This is a genomic window from Chitinophaga nivalis, assembly GCF_025989125.1.
Lineage (GTDB): Bacteria > Bacteroidota > Bacteroidia > Chitinophagales > Chitinophagaceae > Chitinophaga > Chitinophaga nivalis.
In genome coordinates this window covers 2162630-2182562 of sequence record NZ_JAPDNR010000001.1, presented here as the reverse complement: position 1 = coordinate 2182562, position 19933 = coordinate 2162630, and the positions used below count along the sequence as shown (strand labels likewise).

General features: G+C 45.8%; 20 protein-coding genes. 12 read left to right on the top strand and 8 right to left on the bottom strand.

The window, feature by feature from the left end:
- The first annotated feature begins 289 nt into the window (after positions 1 to 289).
- The 5 genes from OL444_RS08980 to OL444_RS08960 all read left to right on the top strand — a co-directional run bounded on the left by OL444_RS08980 (position 290) and on the right by OL444_RS08960 (position 2477).
- A complete protein-coding gene (locus OL444_RS08980) occupies positions 290 to 694 on the top strand; it encodes a hypothetical protein (protein ID WP_264733552.1) in 405 nt (134 codons plus the stop codon).
- A 146-nt stretch (positions 695 to 840) separates the two neighbouring features.
- Entirely contained in the window at positions 841 to 1278 is a 438-nt protein-coding gene (locus OL444_RS08975; protein WP_264733553.1) for a bactofilin family protein, read from the top strand.
- On the top strand, positions 1202 to 1468 hold the full coding sequence (locus OL444_RS31920; protein WP_371879030.1) for an AtpZ/AtpI family protein: 267 nt from the start codon (positions 1202 to 1204) through the stop codon (positions 1466 to 1468). The genes OL444_RS08975 and OL444_RS31920 overlap by 77 nt, the downstream gene beginning before the upstream one ends.
- The gene (locus tag OL444_RS08965; RefSeq protein ID WP_264733555.1) at positions 1465 to 1851 is read left to right on the top strand and encodes a hypothetical protein; all 387 of its coding nucleotides are present in this window, start codon (positions 1465 to 1467) and stop codon (positions 1849 to 1851) included. Before OL444_RS31920 ends, OL444_RS08965 begins: the two co-directional genes overlap by 4 nt.
- A gap of 5 nt (positions 1852 to 1856) precedes the next feature.
- Positions 1857 to 2477, top strand: coding sequence for a SprT-like domain-containing protein (locus tag OL444_RS08960; RefSeq protein ID WP_264733556.1), 621 nt, complete (start codon positions 1857 to 1859; stop codon positions 2475 to 2477).
- Here OL444_RS08960 and OL444_RS08955 read toward each other — a convergent pair.
- The 3 genes from OL444_RS08955 to pyrG all read right to left on the bottom strand — a co-directional run bounded on the left by OL444_RS08955 (position 2474) and on the right by pyrG (position 7160).
- Entirely contained in the window at positions 2474 to 3409 is a 936-nt protein-coding gene (locus OL444_RS08955; RefSeq protein ID WP_264733557.1) for a M28 family peptidase, read from the bottom strand. The genes OL444_RS08960 and OL444_RS08955 overlap by 4 nt on opposite strands.
- An 83-nt stretch (positions 3410 to 3492) precedes the next feature.
- Positions 3493 to 5334 carry a membrane protein insertase YidC gene (gene yidC / locus OL444_RS08950; RefSeq protein WP_264733558.1) on the bottom strand — a complete coding sequence of 614 codons (1842 nt, stop codon included), beginning with the start codon at positions 5332 to 5334 and terminating at the stop codon, positions 3493 to 3495.
- Between the two features lie 176 nt (positions 5335 to 5510).
- The gene (gene pyrG, locus OL444_RS08945) at positions 5511 to 7160 is read right to left on the bottom strand and encodes a CTP synthase (protein ID WP_264733559.1); all 1650 of its coding nucleotides are present in this window, start codon (positions 7158 to 7160) and stop codon (positions 5511 to 5513) included.
- 334 nt (positions 7161 to 7494) lie between these two features.
- Here pyrG and OL444_RS08940 point away from each other — a divergent pair, with 334 nt between their 5' ends.
- On the top strand, positions 7495 to 8019 hold the full coding sequence (locus OL444_RS08940; RefSeq protein ID WP_264733560.1) for an acyl-CoA thioesterase: 525 nt from the start codon (positions 7495 to 7497) through the stop codon (positions 8017 to 8019).
- A gap of 100 nt (positions 8020 to 8119) precedes the next feature.
- On the opposite strand, the gene OL444_RS08935 is transcribed toward OL444_RS08940, so the two are convergent.
- Positions 8120 to 8767: an HD domain-containing protein gene (locus tag OL444_RS08935; RefSeq protein ID WP_264733561.1), complete on the bottom strand. Its 648-nt coding sequence runs from the start codon at positions 8765 to 8767 to the stop codon at positions 8120 to 8122.
- Between the two features lie 95 nt (positions 8768 to 8862).
- On the opposite strand from OL444_RS08935, the gene OL444_RS08930 reads away from it, so the two are divergent.
- Both OL444_RS08930 and OL444_RS08925 read left to right on the top strand, forming a co-directional pair.
- Positions 8863 to 9183 carry a hypothetical protein gene (locus OL444_RS08930; protein ID WP_264733562.1) on the top strand — a complete coding sequence of 107 codons (321 nt, stop codon included), beginning with the start codon at positions 8863 to 8865 and terminating at the stop codon, positions 9181 to 9183.
- An 11-nt stretch (positions 9184 to 9194) separates the two neighbouring features.
- Complete coding sequence (locus tag OL444_RS08925) at positions 9195 to 9542, top strand: DUF488 domain-containing protein (protein WP_264733563.1); 348 nt, start codon at positions 9195 to 9197, stop codon at positions 9540 to 9542.
- A gap of 3 nt (positions 9543 to 9545) precedes the next feature.
- Here OL444_RS08925 and OL444_RS08920 read toward each other — a convergent pair whose 3' ends face one another.
- Genes OL444_RS08920 through OL444_RS08910 form a run of 3 tightly spaced genes read right to left on the bottom strand, consistent with a single transcriptional unit; the run spans position 9546 to position 13057 of the window.
- Positions 9546 to 10139 carry a precorrin-2 dehydrogenase/sirohydrochlorin ferrochelatase family protein gene (locus OL444_RS08920; RefSeq protein ID WP_264733564.1) on the bottom strand — a complete coding sequence of 198 codons (594 nt, stop codon included), beginning with the start codon at positions 10137 to 10139 and terminating at the stop codon, positions 9546 to 9548.
- Entirely contained in the window at positions 10139 to 10915 is a 777-nt protein-coding gene (cobA, locus tag OL444_RS08915; protein WP_264733565.1) for a uroporphyrinogen-III C-methyltransferase, read from the bottom strand. Before cobA ends, OL444_RS08920 begins: the two co-directional genes overlap by 1 nt.
- 30 nt (positions 10916 to 10945) lie before the next feature.
- Positions 10946 to 13057 carry a ferredoxin-like domain-containing protein gene (locus tag OL444_RS08910; RefSeq protein WP_264733566.1) on the bottom strand — a complete coding sequence of 704 codons (2112 nt, stop codon included), beginning with the start codon at positions 13055 to 13057 and terminating at the stop codon, positions 10946 to 10948.
- Between the two features lie 553 nt (positions 13058 to 13610).
- Here OL444_RS08910 and hxpB point away from each other — a divergent pair.
- The gene (hxpB, locus tag OL444_RS08905; RefSeq protein WP_264733567.1) at positions 13611 to 14270 is read left to right on the top strand and encodes a hexitol phosphatase HxpB; all 660 of its coding nucleotides are present in this window, start codon (positions 13611 to 13613) and stop codon (positions 14268 to 14270) included.
- A gap of 229 nt (positions 14271 to 14499) precedes the next feature.
- Positions 14500 to 15264, top strand: a complete 765-nt coding sequence (locus OL444_RS08900; protein WP_264733568.1) for a cyclase family protein — start codon at positions 14500 to 14502, stop codon at positions 15262 to 15264.
- 69 nt (positions 15265 to 15333) lie between these two features.
- On the opposite strand, the gene rpsA is transcribed toward OL444_RS08900, so the two are convergent.
- The gene (gene rpsA, locus OL444_RS08895) at positions 15334 to 17235 is read right to left on the bottom strand and encodes a 30S ribosomal protein S1 (protein WP_264733569.1); all 1902 of its coding nucleotides are present in this window, start codon (positions 17233 to 17235) and stop codon (positions 15334 to 15336) included.
- Between the two features lie 458 nt (positions 17236 to 17693).
- On the opposite strand from rpsA, the gene OL444_RS08890 reads away from it, so the two are divergent.
- Both OL444_RS08890 and OL444_RS08885 read left to right on the top strand, forming a co-directional pair.
- Positions 17694 to 18464: a rhomboid family intramembrane serine protease gene (locus OL444_RS08890; protein ID WP_264733570.1), complete on the top strand. Its 771-nt coding sequence runs from the start codon at positions 17694 to 17696 to the stop codon at positions 18462 to 18464.
- Between the two features lie 34 nt (positions 18465 to 18498).
- A complete protein-coding gene (locus tag OL444_RS08885) occupies positions 18499 to 19719 on the top strand; it encodes a 4-hydroxy-3-methylbut-2-enyl diphosphate reductase (RefSeq protein WP_264733571.1) in 1221 nt (406 codons plus the stop codon).
- The last annotated feature ends 214 nt before the right edge of the window (positions 19720 to 19933 follow it).

Below are 19933 nucleotides of genomic sequence, written 5' to 3'. Positions count from 1 at the left end.
ATTTAAGTAGCAGTTTAATGCAATTCATGGATGCCAGGGTGTATAGGCTAAATATATATAACTTATAGTTCAGAAAAATATTTTAAAGATAGCATAAAATAGTTGATAACATCGTTCTATTGCAGATAACCATCTTTATTTCCGTTCGGGAAATATTTTTTTTAATCTACTGATTTTCAGAGAATAACTCTTCTTCCGGCGTATAAACAACAAAACACTGCGCCAATTTTACAATAATGATTAACTTTAGCCGCCAGAAAAAGAATATTTCTATAAGCATAACCGCAACATGGCTAAGAAGGGGAACAAAAACAATAAGAGAAACCTGGAAAAACTCAAACATAAATACCGCCTGGTAATTATGAATGATGATACCTATGAAGAAGTGACGTCGTTTAAACTGTCCAGGATGAGTGTGTACATCGCTTTAAGTACCCTGTTTGTATTACTGGTGGCCATTACGGTGGCAACGGTGGTATTCACGCCTTTACGCTATTACATACCCGGTTATGGTGATTTGAAACAACGCAAGGAATTTATCCATCTTAAAATGCGCGCAGACTCACTGGAAACAGCCATCAATGCGCGTGATCAGTACCTGAAAAACATCAAACAGGTCATCAACGGGGAATTTACAGGGAAACTGGATACCACTATGTTGAAGGTTCCCAAGGTAGACAACAGCACCTATTAAACATTTTCGATTCACTGATGTTTACATTTACCGCGAATCAGATTCGGGGAAATGGTGTCTTTAATAAACGTCCCGTTTATTAAATCTCAAAATAATTACATATTTTATTTATTTTACATCACTAAACTTGAAAAACCTGAAAACCTATGTTTAATAACAATCAGAAATCAAAAGGTGACAACAAATCGCTGTTACCTACGTCCACTATTAATATTATAGGGAACGGAACCACTATTCAGGGAGATATCGTATGTGAAGGCGATATCCGTATCGATGGCCAGGTAACAGGGCTGGTATCGACCAAAGCAAAAATCGTTGTAGGACCAGAAGGTGATATCATTGGCGACCTGGTATGTCAGAGCGCGGATATCCTGGGAAAAGTAACCGGTATTATTAAAGTAGATGACCTGCTGTTCCTGAAAGGCAACGCACTGGTAAAAGGCGATGTGTATACCGCTCACTTCGAGATGGAGCCTACCGCCAAGTTTAACGGTCGTTGTTACATGGATGGCCAGCAGCAGCAACAGCAACAACCGGCAGAAAATCAGAAAAATGGAAAAGCCGCCCTCCAGGAAGCAAAATAATCGCAATCCACTGTTACGTTACGCCGGGCTGGCCTTCCAGATGATGGCCACATTGGGATTGGCAGTGTTTGCAGGGTACAAACTGGACCAGAAAATGGGCTGGCGGTTCCCTGTGTTCCTGATCATTTTTTCTTTACTGGGTTTAGCCATACTTTTGTGGCAAATTATAAAAGATACCCGACGGCAATGAGTGATAGATTTACCATCAGATTATTTTCCCTTTTTGGAATTTTAAACGGACTTATCATAATATTCAAACCCAGGTTACTGGACATCGGTGCACATATTTATGTACTGATGATCGGTAACCTGGCGTTGGCTATTATATCCCTGGTTTCTTACCTGATGAGCCGCAGAGGGCTCGCCTCCTCCAACCACAATGCTTTTATCCGGGCCGTCTACGGCTCTACCCTGAGCAAATTAATGCTCTGCGTAGCCGGTATTGCTACCTATGTCCTGATTTACCGGCCCAATGTCAGCAAACTGACTATTTTTATGCTGTTGTTCCTATACCTGGTATATACTGTATTTGAAACACTGAGCCTGTTCCGGCTCACCAGGCTTAAAAAATAAACTGCGTGAAGAAAGAGGCGCCATTAAATGCATTAGCGTCCTATTTACCCGAAGGAACCTTCGGGCAGGTCATGGAATACGTTTCCACCTATAAGGTGCATCTTACTATTACCAAGGAGCGGCAAAGCATCCTCGGCGACTACCGGCATCCGGACGGTCAGGGCAAAGGGCACCGTATCAGTATCAACGGGTCCCTGAATAAGTACTCCTTTCTACTTACCCTGCTGCACGAAATTGCACACCTGACTACTTTTAATAAATACGCCAACCGGGTGGCTGCGCACGGAAAAGAATGGAAACAGGAATTTTCGTTTATCCTGCGGGGCTTCGTGGGTAAAAACCTGTTGCCGCCAGACGTAGAACTGGCCGTGCGGCAAAGTATGCTGAACCCTGCCGCCAGCTCCTGCGCAGACGAAGATCTGATGCGGGTATTAAAAAACTATGACCGTAAAAAGGAAAATCATGTGCTGGTAGAACAGGTTCCCCTGAATGGCCAGTTCAAAATAAAGGACGGCCGGATTTTCCGGAAAGGAGAAAAAGTACGGAAACGCTACCGCTGTGAAGAAGTAGCGTCTCACCGTCTTTATCTGTTCAGTCCTGTTTATGAAGTAGAACTTATCAGCTAGTTCTTTTGCTCGCCGGTATAATGCAACTCCGGAAAAGTCATCACCTTATTGATCAATTGTATGCCCAGCTGCAGAATACCTGCTTCTGCTACGGCCTGTAACTTAGGCGCATCATCGGTAGGCTTATGATAGTCGTCGTGCCCACCGGTATGGAAAAACAACACCGGCACGTTGTGCATATAAAAATTATGATGGTCAGAAGCGCCTTTCCCGGCAGCATCTGTGAAGAACCGGATACCTGGTTGCTGTACATCCTTGAATACGGCGGGCCATTCTGCAGCACTGCCAAAACCACCAATACCCAGTCCTCTTTCCGGATTATATCTTCCGATCATATCCATGTTCAGCATAAAGTGTGCACTATCCAACGGCATCAGCGGATGCGCCGTGTAGTACTTGGAGCCCTGCAGTCCCAGCTCTTCCCCACCAAAAGCGATAAACAGGAAGTTGAAAGACTCTTTGGTGTGATTATACACATAGTGCCGGGCCAGTTCCAGCAAACCGGCTACGCCGGAAGCATTGTCATCTGCCCCGTTGTGAATCTGACCAATCGGGTATTTGCCATCAAAGAGGACAGCTGTACCCAGGTGATCGTAATGAGCGCCGATGATAATCGTACGGGCAGCACCGTTATCCAGTAATCCGATGACGTTCCGGCTGGGAATATCCTTATGGGCCTGTTTATCAAAAATAAACTCCTGAAAGTAACTATTGCCGTGTACCGGTTTCAGGCCCAGTTTTTTGAATTGGCGCGCCACGTAGTTGCTGGCTTTAATGCCTCCCTTTTCTGCGGTACCTCTTCCTTTGAGTTTATCGGAAGCCAGGTAGTTCACTGTCCGCTGAATACGTCCGGCATCCGGAATGGTATCCTGTGCGCGGGCGCCGGCATAGAGGCCTCCTGCGCAGATCAATAATAACAAGCTTTTTTTCATATCCTTCCAAAAATAGCGCAGGCTTCCCGATGGGGAAGCCTGCTGCTAAAAATTATGTTTGAATTGTTCAGATTGTATTAATCCTATTTTTTCTTTTGTTGGATATCCTGCTGCCGCTTCTGCATATCCTCCAGCTTTTCCTGCCATTTGGATTTGCTCACCGGTTTCTTTTTGTTCTCCTGGATCTGTGCATGAATTTTATCGTGGTTGATGATAAAAGTCTGGAGTACCCATTGCAACAGGATACTGATCACGTTGGACAGGAAGTAGTAGAAAGTCAACGCAGCAGCCAGGCGGTTGAAGATACCCAATAATACGATTGGCATCATATAAGGCATGTACTTCATTACCGGATTGCTTTGATCTGTCATACCACGGTTGTAGAACGCCAGGATTAAGCTGGTGATGGTCATCAGGATGGTAAACAGACTCACGTGATCGCCATAGAAAGGTATATTAAATGGCAGGTTCACGATAGAATCGTAGGAAGAGAGATCTTTTGCCCACAGGAAACTTTCCTGACGCAGCTCAATAGAGGAAGGGAAGAAGCTGTACATCGCTACCAGAATCGGTAACTGCAGCAATGCCGGTAAACATCCACCCAGCGGGTTTACTCCTGCTGTCTTGAATAATTTCATCTGCTCTACACCGAAGGTCTGCTGATCTTCGCCATGTTTTGCTTTCAGGGCATCGATTTCCGGTTTCAGCACTTTCATCTTCGCCTGAGACACATAGCTCTGGTAAGTGAAAGGTGCAATCAGCAAACGGATAAAGATGGTCAGCAGAATGATGATCAGGCCATAGTTGCCAATAAATCCGCTCAGGAAGTTAAATACCGGGATGATGATCCAGATGTTTACATACTTAACAAAAGCGAAGATGCCGGAACCCAGCGGAATGATCTTTTGCAGACCGAGATCAAATGATTTCAGTGTTTTATAATGGTTCGGACCATAATAAATTTCGATCGGGAAGGAGAAGTCATTCGCCCTGTTGTAAGGAATCTGCAGGGTAGTGAATGTTTGTCCTACGATATTGGCACTTTGCGGTACTTTGGTATTGATATCCGCGTTACTGAATTCGCCATTTTTCGCGATCAGAGTGGTATTGAAGAACTGTTGTTTTACACTCACCCATTTCAGTTTGTTGTCCAGTTTTTCGTGGCTGGAACGCTCCAGGGTGAAGTAATCGTGTTTATCGTTGGTATACATGTAGTGCACCTGGTTGTTCAGGCGCTCATTCTGCATATCATGTTCCTGTTTATCATTCTGGCTATTCCACTGTAAGCTCAGGTATTGCTGGTTACCTGGCAATATGCCCTGGAAGCCTACGGCATGGATGTTATAGTCCACGATATAGCTACCTGGTTTCAGGGTGTAGCTGAATTCGAGGTAAGCAGCAGGGTTGCTGCTGTTGAGACGATAAGTGATGGATTGTGCACCGTTGGCCAGTTGTTGTACCTGTCCGGCGGTAAAGAACAGATCCGCACTGTTCAGCATTTTATTCACACTGGCCGGTACCTCTACAGATAAACGGTTAAATGAGCTTTGCTGCAACATTAACGGGCCGCCATCGTAGTTTTTATAAGCTTTCAGCTGTATGTTGGCTGGTTGCCCACCTTTATTGGAGAAGGTGATTTTCACCACGTCGTTTTCCACTACAGTGGTTTGTACCGCACCGGTAGCTGCAGCAGCAAAGGCGCCGAATTCTCCGGAGAGCAGTGCCTGGTGTGCAGAATCGGGTTGGCTGCCGGCAGGGAAAGCGGCGGTATCTGTAATAGGTGTTTTAGGCTGATTAAGCGCTGCGATGGAATCTTGCCGGGCTTTCTCCTTAGAGGCACTTACCTGCTGTTTCTGGTTGAAGAAAATATATCCTACCAGCAACACGCCTAACAGTAAAAACCCAATGACCGAATTTCTATCCATGAAATGCAATTAAAATTTAGGCAGCAAAGGTAAGCAGGATTTTACGAATTGAAGAGCCTTTTTAATGAATTAGGGATTAACTATAAAGAATTACGCATTGTTTAACAGATGTAAGTGAATCTCATCCACTATTATCTGATATACAATGCGTAACCTATATTTTTTATAAACGGTAATTATTGCGCCAGTTTCTCTTCAGAAACCTTTGTTTTACCGTTTTTGCTTTCTGCATATTGCTTAGCCGCCTTAATGAAGGAGACAAAGATTGGCGCCGGTCTTTCCACGGTGCTTTTCAGTTCAGGATGGAACTGAGAGCCCACGAAGAACGGATGTGCAGGTAATTCCACCATTTCCACAAGGCCGCTTTCCGGGTTTCTGCCGGACAGGACCATACCTGCTTCTTCAAACTGTTGCAGGTAATCGTTATTGAATTCGTAACGGTGACGGTGTCTTTCGCTGATGGAGGTGGCACCATATATTTCAGCTGCTTTGGAACCTGGCAGCAAGTCGCAGGCATAAGCACCCAGGCGCATTGTACCACCTTTGGCAGTGATTTTCTTCTGTTCTTCCATGAGGTTGATCACCGGATGAGCTGTATCCGGATTCATTTCCACGGAGTGTGCATCTTTCCAGCCGAGTACGTTACGGGCATATTCCACCACGCTCATCTGCATACCTAAACAGATACCAAAGAATGGCAGGCTGTTTTCACGGGCATACTGGATAGCGGTGATTTTACCTTCGATACCCCGGTGGCCGAAACCTGGCGCTACCAGTAAACCATCGAGGTTTTTCAGCTTCTCGCATACATTTTCCGGTGTGATATGCTCTGAGTGGATATTCTGTACCACTACTTTGCATTCATTCTGGGAACCTGCATGTACAAATGATTCCAGGATAGATTTATAAGCATCCTGCAACTCTACATATTTACCGATCAGTCCGATGGTAACCTTTGTTTTCGGATATTTCAATTTATCGAGGAATTCGCGCCATTTGGATAATTCAGGCTCTTTTTCCACCGGCAGATTCAGTCTTTTCAGTACAGAAACATCCAGTTTTTCGCGCATCATTTCCAAAGGTACCTCGTAAATTGTCGGTACGTCATTCGCTTCAATCACCGCATCTACCTGCACATTACAGAACAAGGCGATTTTCTTTTTCAGATCGCGGTACATTGGTTCTTCTGTACGGCACACGATGATATCCGGATGTACGCCATATTCACTTAACAGGCGAACGGAGTGTTGTGTTGGTTTGGTTTTCAGCTCCTTAGCCGCACGCAGGTACGGAATGAGCGTCAGGTGTACCACCAGACAATCTTCTTCTCCTAATTCCCATTGTAACTGACGAACCGCCTCAATATAAGGCAGGGATTCGATGTCGCCCACAGTACCACCCAGCTCCGTAATCACGATATCATATTTACCATCTTTTCCCAGTAACAGGATACGACGTTTGATTTCATCTGTGATGTGAGGAATTACCTGAACGGTTTTACCGAGGTAAGCTCCTTCTCTTTCCTTGTTGATAACAGTTTGATAGATACGACCAGTAGTAACGTTGTTGGCCTGAGACGTAGGCGTATTCAGGAAACGCTCATAGTGTCCCAGATCCAGATCTGTTTCAGCGCCATCTTCTGTTACGAAACATTCCCCGTGCTCATAAGGGTTTAACGTTCCCGGATCCACATTGATATATGGATCAAACTTCTGAATAGTCACTCTAAAGCCACGCGCCTGCAATAATTTTGCTAACGAAGCAGCTATAATTCCTTTACCCAAAGAGGAAGTAACACCTCCCGTAACGAAGATATATTTTGCCATAAAAACTAAAATTCTGCTAAAAGTACTTGACCTATAATCGGGGAAGTGCCGGACTGCATTTGGTGTAAAACCGATCAAGTAAACTACTTCCGAAGGTCATGCAAAGTTACACAAATTTGCTTCGCTCCCAAGTTTTTTACAAAGTGAGTTTATTTGTTTGTTAATTTTTCACGGATTCTGTTCAGCTCTCATCATTGATCTACAGGGCGTTTTAAAGATTTTTCAAGTGGGTGAAATTATTTGTTAAAAACCTTTATCAACCAGATGGTTTCCTGCAATTGCTGCCAGTCTTTAAATATATAAACTGTAAATTTGCGTCCGAAATACATAAAAGATGACTTTAACGCCTAAGAGAGCACAAGACTCACTGATACAGATGACCGAACTGGTTCTGCCGAATGATACCAATACTTTCGGAAACCTGATGGGAGGCCGTCTCATGTATTGGATGGACATTGCAGCCGCACTGGCCTGTATGAAACACTGCAGCGCCCCGGTGGTCACTGCATCCGTAGATAATATCTCGTTCGAAAATCCCATTAAGCTGGGTAATGTGGTGCACATTGAATCCAAGGTGAGCAGGGCCTTTAACACTTCCATGGAAGTACACATGCGGGTTTGGGGAGAAGATCCGGTACAACAGTATCGCTATAAATCCAATGAAGCCTTCATGACCTTTGTGGCACTGGACCCCAACGGTAATTCCCGTCCTGTACCGGCCATCATTCCGGATACAGAGGAAGAAATCAGATTATATGAAGGGGCATTACGCCGCCGCCAGCTTCGCCTCATCCTGGGTGGTAAAATGAAACCGCAGGACGCAGAAGAGCTGAAAGCACTGTTTATAGAAAAAGTTTAAGGATCTTTCATATAGAGATATTTTGTTATTTAGATATTTTATTGCCGGTATGCCGGCCAACAAAATGTCTAAATAACAAATGATATCTTTCCAGCTGCCCTTACAATACGCCTTCCCACTCCTGATAAAAACGTTCGAGGAACAATTCCATAAACGCATGCCTTTCTGCTGCCAGCGTTTTCCCCGTATCCGTATTCATCCTGTCTTTCAGCAATAGCAATTTCTCATAGAAATGGGTAATCGTAGGAGCAGTATTCTTTTTATACTCCTCCCTGGTCATCTGCAGATTGGGTGTCACCGCCGGATCATGCAAGGCCCGGTTGCGGAATCCACCATAATTGAATGCCCTGGCAATACCAATGGCGCCGATAGCGTCCAGCCGGTCAGCATCCTGTACCACGCCCAGTTCGGCAGAATAAAATACCCGTTCGTGATTACCCCCCTTGAAAGAAATATGGCGGATGATATTTTCCACATGGGCAATGATTTCCGGCTGTACAGACAGGGATTCCAGAAATGCCGTGGCTTTGGCCGGGCCAATATTTTCATCACCGTTATGGAACTTGGCATCTGCAATATCATGCAGTAAGGCGCCCAGTTCTACCACCAGCAGGTTGACCGTTTCCGTTGCGGCAATATGTCTGGCCAGCTGCCATACCCGATAAATATGCCACCAATCGTGCCCGCCTTCCGCACCGGCCAATTCCTGTTTTACAAAAGCTACTGTTTGATCTATTATCTGTTGCATATACTATAATCTGTTGCAAAACGTAAAGATACAGATGGGTATGTTATTTGTGACAGCTCCCGCGGATATGATCTTTCACCATTAAAAATTAAGTTATGGGAGTTGTTGTAATGGTAGCATACCAGCCTAAAAGCGGACAGGAAGAATTGTTGAACCAACTGGTTAGTGCGCATGTACCTATTTTAAGGGGAGAAGGCCTGGCCACCGAAAGAACACCCTTGATTCTGCGGGCAAAAGACGGTACCCTGATCGAAATTTTTGAATGGAAATCCGCCGACTCAATAGTAGCAGCCCGGGATAATGATATTGTAAAGGAACTGTGGGATAAGTTTCAGACGGCCTGCAATTATATTGCCCCCGCACATGTGCCTGAGTTTCAGGAAATATTTTCCTCCTTCGAACCGGTTAACTGGTAAATCTGCTATATATGATCCGTATTAAACGTGTGTACGATGATTATGCCGAAAGTGATGGTTACCGGGTGCTGGTAGACCGGCTCTGGCCCAGAGGGTTATCTAAAGAAAAAGCCCATATTGATGAGTGGGCACGGGTGATCGCCCCCAGTGATGCCTTGCGTAAGTGGTTTCACCATGAATCAGGGCAGTTTGCGGCGTTCAAAACAAAATATCTGGCAGAATTACAGGAACAGGAAAAACAGGCATGGCTGGCCGACCTTCGGAAAAAAGCCAGGCATCAGCAGGTGACCTTATTGTTTGGGGCTAAAGATACGGTACACAACCAGGCGCAGGTGCTACTGGAAGTATTAAAAAAATGATTATCAGACACTTTCACTTTCCGGTCTTACCAGTACGTCCGTGATACTGTTGAGTTTTTTCACTTTGCTGGTAAAGTCGCCTTTCAGACGGTCGCGGATCACATACAGCTTACTCAGCACTTCATCCAGGGTATCGGGAATCGCTTCCTGTAATACCTGTTTCAGGCGTTTGGCAATAGTGGGTGATTTACCATTGGTGGAAATGGCGATTTTCAGATTGCCTTTCTGTACCACCGAGCCCAGGTAAAAGTCGCACAGATCAGGCGTATCAGCCACATTGATCAGTACTTTAATGCCTTTGGCTTTCTCCCAGATGCAATAATTCAGCTCTCTTTTGTTGGTGGCTGCAATGACCAGGTCTTTCCCCAACAGGTCGCCGCAGGAGAATGATTTCTGAATGAGGGTGATATTGGGATATTGCTGCGCAATTTCCAACAGATCGGGCAGGAAATCCAGGGCTACTACGGTAATATTGCTTTGCGGGCAATTTTGCAGCATCGCCTGGGTTTTCTCCAGCCCGATATTGCCACCGCCTACTACCAGTACATGCAGGCGGTGCAATTTGAAAAACACCGGGAATAACTGATTTTCTTCCATTATACAGCGATTTTAAGTCCTTCGGTAATTCTGTTCTGTATTGCCTGAAATGCTTCATGGAAACGCACCACCTCTCCTATCACGATGATAGCCGGGTTATGCAGTTCATTGGCAGAAGCTATTTCCGGCAGATCGGCCACATATCCCAGTCCCATTTTCTGAGAAGGCAGGGTGCCGTTCTGAATAATAGCTGCCGGGATGGCGCCTTTCCCCTGTGCTTCATAGATGGCCGCAATTTCTGCCAGTTTACTCATCCCCATGAGTACTACTACAGTGGTATTCGCCTGGATAGCATGTTCCAGATCGCGGGATAAGCTGCCGCTTTGGGTGGTTCCGGTAATTACCCAGAAACCTTCGCTGATATTACGGGCGGTAACCGGAATCTTGTTCAAACCGGGTACCGCGATAGCACTGGATACGCCGGGTACCACTTCCGTAGCTATTCCAAATTGCTGTGCAAAGGCAATTTCTTCCTGTCCGCGGCCGAATACAAAAGAGTCGCCTCCTTTTAAGCGTACCACACTGCCGTAGGTCAGCGCATATTTTACAATCATGCGGTTGATTTCGTCCTGGGAGTATACATGCATTCCGGCGCGCTTACCTACGAAACGACGCAGGCAGTTGGCAGGTGCATATTCCAGCAGTTCATTGTTGGAGAGGGCATCGTACAGGATCACCCGTGCCTGCTGAATCGCTTTCAGGCCTTTAACGGTAATCAGTTCCGGATCGCCGGGGCCGGCTCCTACTAATGTCAGTCTGGGTTGTATATGTTGCATAAGTTGTAATGTTTAGGTAGATGATAAAAATTAAGCCTGTACCGGTTCGTTGCTTTGCTGACGGAACACCTGTGCTTCGTTATAAAATGTCTGCGCTTCCTGGAAATATTGTTCGGCAAAACGCTCCGTAGGTTCGTTACCGTTAATCTGTAACACCCGTGTTTTGAAGCTTTCCGGGAAAACGAATTTGCCTGTTTCCACAAAGTGTTTGTCAAAGTCATTGATAATACCTGTTTGGGTATTACAGCTTACCCCGGCACCCAATAGCAGGGCTTTGGCTCCCTGTACATAGGAAGAGTAGGCATGATAGATACCATCTGCATATGCTCCGCCTGCAATGGCTTCGGCAGCCCACTGCAGTTTTTCTTCCGCTTCCAGCAGGAGGGTTGCTACGAGGTCGATCACAACACCCGCGCACTCGCCTACTCCGATAGCGGTGGCATATTGTTCTGCCTGGCCCCAGTCTACAAAATCTACGGCCTCCAGTGAAGCGAGATCTGTCAATGGTTTCAGCAGTTCATAGAAATATTTTTCACCCTGACGGTCGTAGTATTCGTTGAACAGTTCTGCCGGTTGTCCGTTGGACTCGTAGTCATGCAGCAAGGTGCGCAATACATCGGGACCACGGCGGCTAGGCACTTTGATCACCTTGTCGGCTACGCGGCCTACGCCATTGCCTACGATACCACCGCCCAGCAATACCTGCAGCGCCGGTAATACCTTGCCGGCGCTTTTCAGGGAACTGCCATGAAAGCCGATGCTGGCGATGCCATGCTGGCCGCAGGAATTCATACAGCCGCTGATTTTTATTTTAATATCCTTGTTGTAAACCAGGTCGGGGAACTCGTCGGTGATAACGGCTTCCAGGGCAGCCGCGATACCGGTGCTGCTGGAAATAGCCAGGTTACAGGTATCTGTACCCGGGCAGGCCGTGATATCAGCAATGCTGTCGAATCCAGGTTCGCCCAGGGCGGCAGCTTCCAGTACATTGAATACATACGGCAGGTTTTCCGGCAGAATGTATTTCAGCAACAGACCCTGATTGGCGGTTACCCGTACATCGTCTGCCACGGCCGGCCGCAGAGCGGTAATCAGCTGGCGGCTGATGGTAGAGCTGATGTTGCCTAACGGCACTTTTACGTAGGCTGCAAAGTAGCCTGCCTGTTTCTGTTCAAAGGTGTTGGTCGCCTTCCAGGCTTCGTATTTTTTAGGGTCTTTGATGTCGAAAGCAGGAATTGCTCCCGGCACGGGCGGCACTGTAACGGGCCAGGCGGCCGCATCTACCGGTACCTGTTTTACTTTTACTGCTTTGTATTCTTCTTTTACCAGCCGTTCAAATTCCTCCATACCAATTTTCTGGATAAGGAATTTCATACGGGCTTTATGACGGCTGCTTCTTTCTCCATGGCGGTCAAATACACGCAGTACATTTTCAATATACGGAATGAGTAGTTCTTCTTCCAGGAATTCAAAAGCTGTTTTAGCCAGAAATGGCTGTGCGCCTAATCCGCCGCCTACCAGCACTTTAAAGCCACGTATTGTTTTACCATTGACTTCTTTCACTTTGGGTATGAGTCCAAAGTCATGCATGAAGGTCCAGGCCGTATCCTTGTCGCTGGATGAAAAGGCGATCTTTATTTTACGTCCCATCTCCTGGCACACGGGGTTGCGCAGGAAATAGCGGAAGGCTGCATCAGCGTATGGGGTTATGTCAAAAGGTTCTTCCGGGTCGATGCCGGCGCGGTCCGATGCCGTGATGTTACGCACGGTGTTACCGCAGGCTTCCCGGATGGTAATATCGTCTTGTTCCAGTTTAGCCCAGAGTTCCGGTGTTTTTTCCAGGCTCACAAAATGCACCTGCACATCCTGACGTGTAGTTAAATGCAAATTACCAGTGGAATATTCATCAGAAATATCAGCGATACGTTTCCATTGCTGCAGTGTCATTTTGCCGTAGGGCAATTTAATGCGCACCATCTGCACGCCCTGCTGGCGCTGGCCGTATACTCCTCTTGCCAATCGCAGACTACGGAATTTTTCGTCTGTGATGCTGCCTTCGCGAAACAGGCGGATCTTCTTCTCCAGTTCTATGATATCGCGTTCTACGATTGGATTTTCAAGTTCTGTTCTGAAGCTTTGCATAAAAAATGTTTTCAATTGGTGGTAAAATGCATACTGGTATTTTGGCTGAGGGACAAACTGTTGGTCGTAAAATCAAAAAGCCCCCGTGTCGTTTGCGGAGGCTTCGTATAATAATGATTAAAGCAAGCTAATCATGGGTAATTTACTATTACACGCACCTCCGGATTGTTGAATTACAACAACATAGACCGTTACTACTGCCACTATTCATCCGTCTATTTTCCATATTCCCTATAATTTTAGTAGAGTAATACAAAGATAAAAATGCCCCCCATCTTTCCAAAACTTTTTTTCATAAAAACAACTGGTCTCCAAGTGCCTTTCCTCCGCCTGCAATCTGAACCGGTGCGCCATTTCCTATAGTAAATCCTTATTGGCAAAGGGTTTGGAGCCTGATTTCTGTCGTCGCCCCCGCCTGCGGCCGATAACCTAATCTTATGCGGCATAACTTTTTATTATGACATAGGCTCTTGCCGAAGCAACCGGACTGCGCTGCCATTGCTATGATTCCCCGCTCCCATTGCTTATCTTTGCCGCGCTAAAACGGACATATATGCTGAATACGGTAATATTTGATATGGATGGGCTTTTGATAGACTCAGAACCTCTTTGGGGTCTTGCGATCCAGGAAGTATTTGCAACGGTAGGTGTTATCCTTTCACCGGAACTTACGCATTTAACCACCGGTTTACGCACCCGGGAAGTGGTAAGCTACTGGCATAACTACTATCAATGGGAAGGCAAAAGTGCCGCACAGGTAACCGAAGAAATCATCGACAATGTGATAGCAAAAATCCTGGCCACCGGTCAGCCTATGGAAGGGCTGGAATATATCCTGCAGTTTTTCAGGGAAAAAGGATTTAAGATAGGCCTGGCCTCTTCTTCTTCCCTCCGGCTGATCAATGCAGTATTGGATCACCTGGATATCAGGGATTACTTCCAGGCGGTGTATTCTGCGGAGTTTGAAGACTATGGCAAACCGCACCCGGCGGTATACCTGGCCTGTGCCAGTGCGCTGGGCAGCGATCCACTGGAATGTATTGCCTTTGAAGATTCCGTTACCGGCATGACTGCCGCCAAAGCGGCCCGTATGACCACGGTAGTAGTACCGGAAGCGCATAACCGCAAGGATGTCCGCTATTCGCTGGCCAACCTGCAGCTGAATTCTCTCCTGGAATTCAATGACGCCCGGTTGCACTTACTGATGAAATAAACGCAACAGGCATATTAGCATAGCTGTTGCGGGCATCCTTTCCCGCTATAGCTATGCTAACATTTTTCACCTCTCCCGTTTACCCGTTTGCTCCCCGGCTGTTCATCCTCAAAATAACCAGCTCCGGTTATGTATCTATCGATAAAATAATTACGGGAAACCCATTTTGTTGATTAGTTTTATTGGATCATCTCCCTGCCATCATTCACAAACGCTATACTCATTCACTATGAAAATTGTGGATCTCTCCAAAACCATTGCATATAACAAACAGGATCCCTGGTTTATGCGTATCAAAATCAAACACAAGTCGCATCAGCAAAGTAAATTTCTGATCCGTTTTTTTCTGGGATTACCTGCCCGCCTCTTTCCCAAAGGGTTTGAAGGATGGGCAGATGATAAAATTGTGGGGATGGGCGTACATGCTGCCACCCATATTGATGCTCCCTGGCATTATTCTCCTACGGTAAATGGAGCACCGGCCAAAACCATCGATGAAATACCGCTGGAGTGGTGTTATGGAGAAGGAATAGTCGTTGATATGACACATAAAGCAGACCTGGAAGAGATAACGGTAGCGGATATACGCGCTGATCTGGAAAAAAGCGGAGCTGTACTCAAACCCGGTACTATCGTGTTAATCCGTACCGGTCGTGATCAGTATATTGGTACCCGGGAATACCCCATGCGGGGCGCCGGCATGAGTGCCGCTGCCACCCACTGGCTCATTGACCAGGGCATTAAAGTGATTGGTATTGATCAGTGGGGATTTGATTTACCCTTAAAATATATGGCGCAAACGGCCAAAAAACAAAACCGGCAGGACTATTTCTGGCAGGCGCATTTGGTAGGACAGGAGAAAGAGTATTGCCACATAGAACAGCTGGTTAATCTGGGCGCCTTGCCAGCCTATGGGTTTAAGGTAAGTGTGTTGCCTCTGAAGATAAAGGGGGCGAGTGCGGCGCCGGCCCGGGTGGTCGCTATTTTTGAGTAAAAGCAGGTGTATAAAAAAATCCCGCACTAATTAACTCAGTGCGGGATTATTATTTAACGAAACCGGATCTTACTGCGCGCTTTTTTCTTCGCCGCCTTCAGATTGTTTCAGTTTTTCTCTCAGTTCAGCTAAAGCACCCAGATCACCTAAAGTAGCTTTTTCTACTTTACCCTGGATGTTTTTCACTGCTTTACGGGTTTTATCCGCTTCAGCTCTTTTCTCTTTCACTACTGCTTCTTTCTCTTCAGCCTGTGCTTTTTCCCATACTCTGGTGTGAGAAACCAAGATACGTTTTTCGCTGCGATCGAATTCGATGATCATGAATTCTTTCACGTCTTCTACGTTGATTGGTTTTTCGTCTTCTGTTCTCAGGTGACGGGCAGGAGCGTAAGCTTCCAGACCATATTGCAGTTGAACAGTAGCACCTTTTTCGTCTTTCTTCACAACAGTTCCTTCGTGAACGGAGTTGATCGGGAAGATAGTTTCGAAAGTGTTCCAAGGATCTTCTTCGATCTGTTTGTGACCGAGGCTCAGTTTGCGGTTATCCTTGTCAATACCCAGGATTACTACATCTATTTCGCTACCTACTTTAGTGTACTCGCTTGGGTGATTGAAACGTTTGATCCAGCTCAGGTCAGAGATGTGGATCATACCACCGATACCGGTTTCCAGTTCAACGAATACGCCATAAGGAGTGATGTTTTTCACGATACCTTTGTGACGGCTCTCAACAGGGAATTTAGTTTCGATAGTAGACCATGGATCTTCAGTCAGTTGTTTGATAGACAGGCTCATTTTACGCTCGTCTTTGCTCAGGGTAACTACCACTGCTTCGTACTCTTCGCCTAATTTGAAGAATTCTTTAGCATTGATTGGGGTAGAAGCCCAGGAGATTTCAGATACGTGAACCAGACCTTCAACACCTGGCATGATTTCCAGGAATGCACCGTAATCTTCGATGTTCACAACTTTACCTTTTACTTTAGCACCTTCGGTGATAGTAGCTGGTAAAGTATCCCACGGATGTGGAGTCAGTTGTTTGTAGCCCAGGCTTATGCGACGTTTTTCGTCATCGAAGTCAAGCACAACAACGTTGATTTTCTGATCCATCTGCAGTACTTCGCTCGGATGGGAGATACGGCCCCAGCTGATATCGGTGATATACAGCAGGCCGTCCAGACCACCCAGGTCGATGAACGCACCGAAGTCGGTGATATTCTTGATGGTACCTTCCAATACCTGGCCTTTTTCCAGTTTGGAGATGATATCCACTCTTTGTTGTTCGATATCGCTTTCGATCAGCGCTTTGTGAGAAACGACAGCGTTGCGGATGGTTTCGTTTACTTTCACCACCTTGAACTCCATTGTTTTTCCAACAAACTGGTCGTAATCGGTAACTGGTTTTACATCGATCTGTGAACCTGGCAGGAATGTTTCCATACCGTATACGTCCACGATCAGGCCGCCTTTGGTTTTGCTGGTAACAGTACCAGTAACCACTTCGCCTGTTTTGTAAACTTCCACGATTTTTTCCCATGCACGTTTCTGGCGAGCCTGTTTACGGCTCAGGTGCAGGTTACCATCGCGGTCTTCTTTTTCTACTACCAGTACTTCCACTTCATCACCGATCTTCAGACCTGGTAAATCACGGAATTCGTTCAGGGAGATCAAACCGTCGGATTTGAAACCGATGTTGATCACCACGTCTGTGTTGGTTAATCCAACTACAGTACCAGTCAGCAGGCTGTTTTCTTCAAACACTTTGAAAGTACCATCGTAAGTCAGATCATACTTTTCTTTTTCTTCTTTGCTGTAAGAAGATACGTTACGTTTATCCACGCTCCAGTCAAAATCATCGTGGGCAGTTTCAACGGCAACAGGCGTCTTTTTTGTCGCTGTTTCTACCTGGGCTTCCGCCTGAGGTACCTGTTGTTCAGCGTTTTGTTCGTTAGCAATGTTGTTTTCGCTCATAAAAAAATTGTAATTTAAGCCGGAATACCCGGACTCCCTGTTTTATGGGACTGCAAAAATACGAAATTCTGCCGGTTAAAAACTCATTTTTCAGGAAGTGGGACCGGGTAATAACGGTATATACTTACAGATATTTTTAAAACATATTGTTAAAATTCACGTTACATTAAATCCTATACCGGTTTACCCCCTTGTTTCCAGGGTACCGGAATTACCGGAAAGTGAGCAGGGAATTGAACAAGCAGGAAATCTGACCTGTTATTCCTATGCAGTAAAAAAGTTTAATTTCCGGGTTACCAAAATCTTATTCATCAGCTGTAAAATCCCGGATTTTATTTTAATTTGTGTATATGAACGGGACCTCTTTTCAATCGGATATTCGCTACTGGCTCAGGCAAGGTAACATGGTTAACTATTTGATATTCTGGAATGTTGCAGTTTTTCTGGGGATAAACATTTTGCGCCTCATTGCATTTGCATCGAAGCAACCCACGCCCTTCATATGGGCCTACGATCAACTCGCCATTCATGTGCAGCCGGGGGAATTTATTATGAAGCCCTGGGGGTTGATCACCTATATGTTTACCCATGTGGAGGTTTTCCACATACTGTTTAACATGATTAACCTGTATTGGTTTGGTAACCTGTTCCGTGATTTCCTGGGCAATAAAAGGGTACTTCCTTTATACCTGCTGGGAGGTATCGCCGGAGGTGTGTTATATTTACTGAGTTATTTCCTGTTTGCCGGATATATAGGTATTACGATGGTAGGCGCTTCTGCCGCCGTGATGTGCATCCTGGTAGCTGCTGCCACCCTGATGCCTAATTATGAGATTGGGTTGTTGTTTCTGGGCCGGGTAAAACTGAAATGGCTGGCTATTGCATTGGTGGTACTGGGACTTATTTCCATACCGGAAGGCAATATCGGAGGCGTAGTAGCTCATATGGGCGGCGCTTTGCTGGGTTTCCTGTATGTACGTATCCTGCAAAGCGGTACGGATCTTTGTAAACCGTTGATCTGGTTATTTGATGCAGGTACCCGCCGGGAACACCGCCAACAGACACAAAAAATAAAACCTAAAAAATCGCCCCTGAAAGTCGTAAAAAAAGCAGAGGATAACAGCCAGTCCAGGCTGGATCAGCTGCTCGATAAAATCAACGAAAAAGGATATCAAAGCCTGAGTGCAGAAGAAAAAGCCTGGTTAGACAAAGTCAGCAAAGAAAACTGATTAACTTTGCCATTCAATTTTTCGTTTTTGACGCATGAAAACATTTAATGTTCCAGTTATATATCGCAGTCCGCTGATCAGCGCCATCAAACAACAGCGCAAACAGGAGGACCGCATGAAAAAGGATTTTACGCCCACCGCTCTTGACTTCGGACCGTTAAAAATCCTGCTGGCCCGCCATTTTGGTTTTTGTTACGGAGTAGAAAATGCCATTGAAATTGCTTTCAAAACCGTAGACGAAAATCCGGATAAACGCATTTTCCTGCTGAGTGAAATGATCCATAATCCACATGTCAACAATGACCTGCTGGACCGGGGCGTTCGTTTTATCATGGATACGGCCGGCAATCAACTGGTTCCATGGGAAGCACTGGTGCCGGATGATATTGTGATTATCCCGGCTTTTGGTACTACCATCGAAACAGAAAATCACCTGGCATCACTGGGTATTGAACCGCTGAAATACAATACCACCTGTCCTTTTGTGGAGCGGGTATGGAATAAGGCAGAACAGATCGGCAAGAAAAACTATACGGTGATTGTACACGGTAAACCCAAACATGAGGAAACCCGTGCTACATTTTCCCATAGCCAATCCAACACGCCTACCATCGTAATCAAGGACATCAGGGAAGCAGAGCAGCTCGCCGCCTTTATCAAAGGCGAGGGTGATCCGGAGACCTTCTACACCCTCTTTAAAGGTCAGTATTCTCCCGGATTCAATGTGGCCACCGACCTGCAACGGGTAGGTGTCGTGAACCAGACAACGATGCTGGCTACCGAAACACAGGCTATTGCCGACTATATCCGCCAAGTGATGATCGCTACCTACGACCTGACAGAAGAAACTGCCGGCGACCGGTTTGCAGATACCCGGGATACCCTTTGTTATGCCACGAACGACAACCAGACCGCTGTAACCGGAATGCTGCAGGAAGCCGCTGATCTGGCCATTGTAGTAGGCGGTTATAACAGTTCCAATACTTCCCACCTGGTAGAACTATGTGAAGAGAAATTACCCACCTACTTTATTTCGGCAGCTGAACATATGGTTTCTGCCCATGCTATCAATCACTGGGACTTTCACCATAAAAAGGAACTGCACAGCGCACATTTCCTGCCTGAAAAAGAGCAGGTAACCATTCTGCTGACCAGTGGTGCTTCTTGTCCGGATGCACTGGTAGAAGGGGTTATCCGCCGGTTATTATCGTTTTATCAGTTAGAACATAAAGCAGATGAACTAGTAACAATTTAAATATTATCTATATAAATAACTCATTCGCCATAATCATATTAACAAAAAAGACACCATTACGGTGTCTTTTTTCTTTGGGGCTAATCACGCTAGTAATGCAGAAAATAAAATCTTTATATGGCGTATTAATTGAAATCGTAATTCAAAAGTACTTTTTCTGCGATAGCAACGCAACAGCCATTTATTATCCGGTAGCTTCTACGCTGTAAGTGGC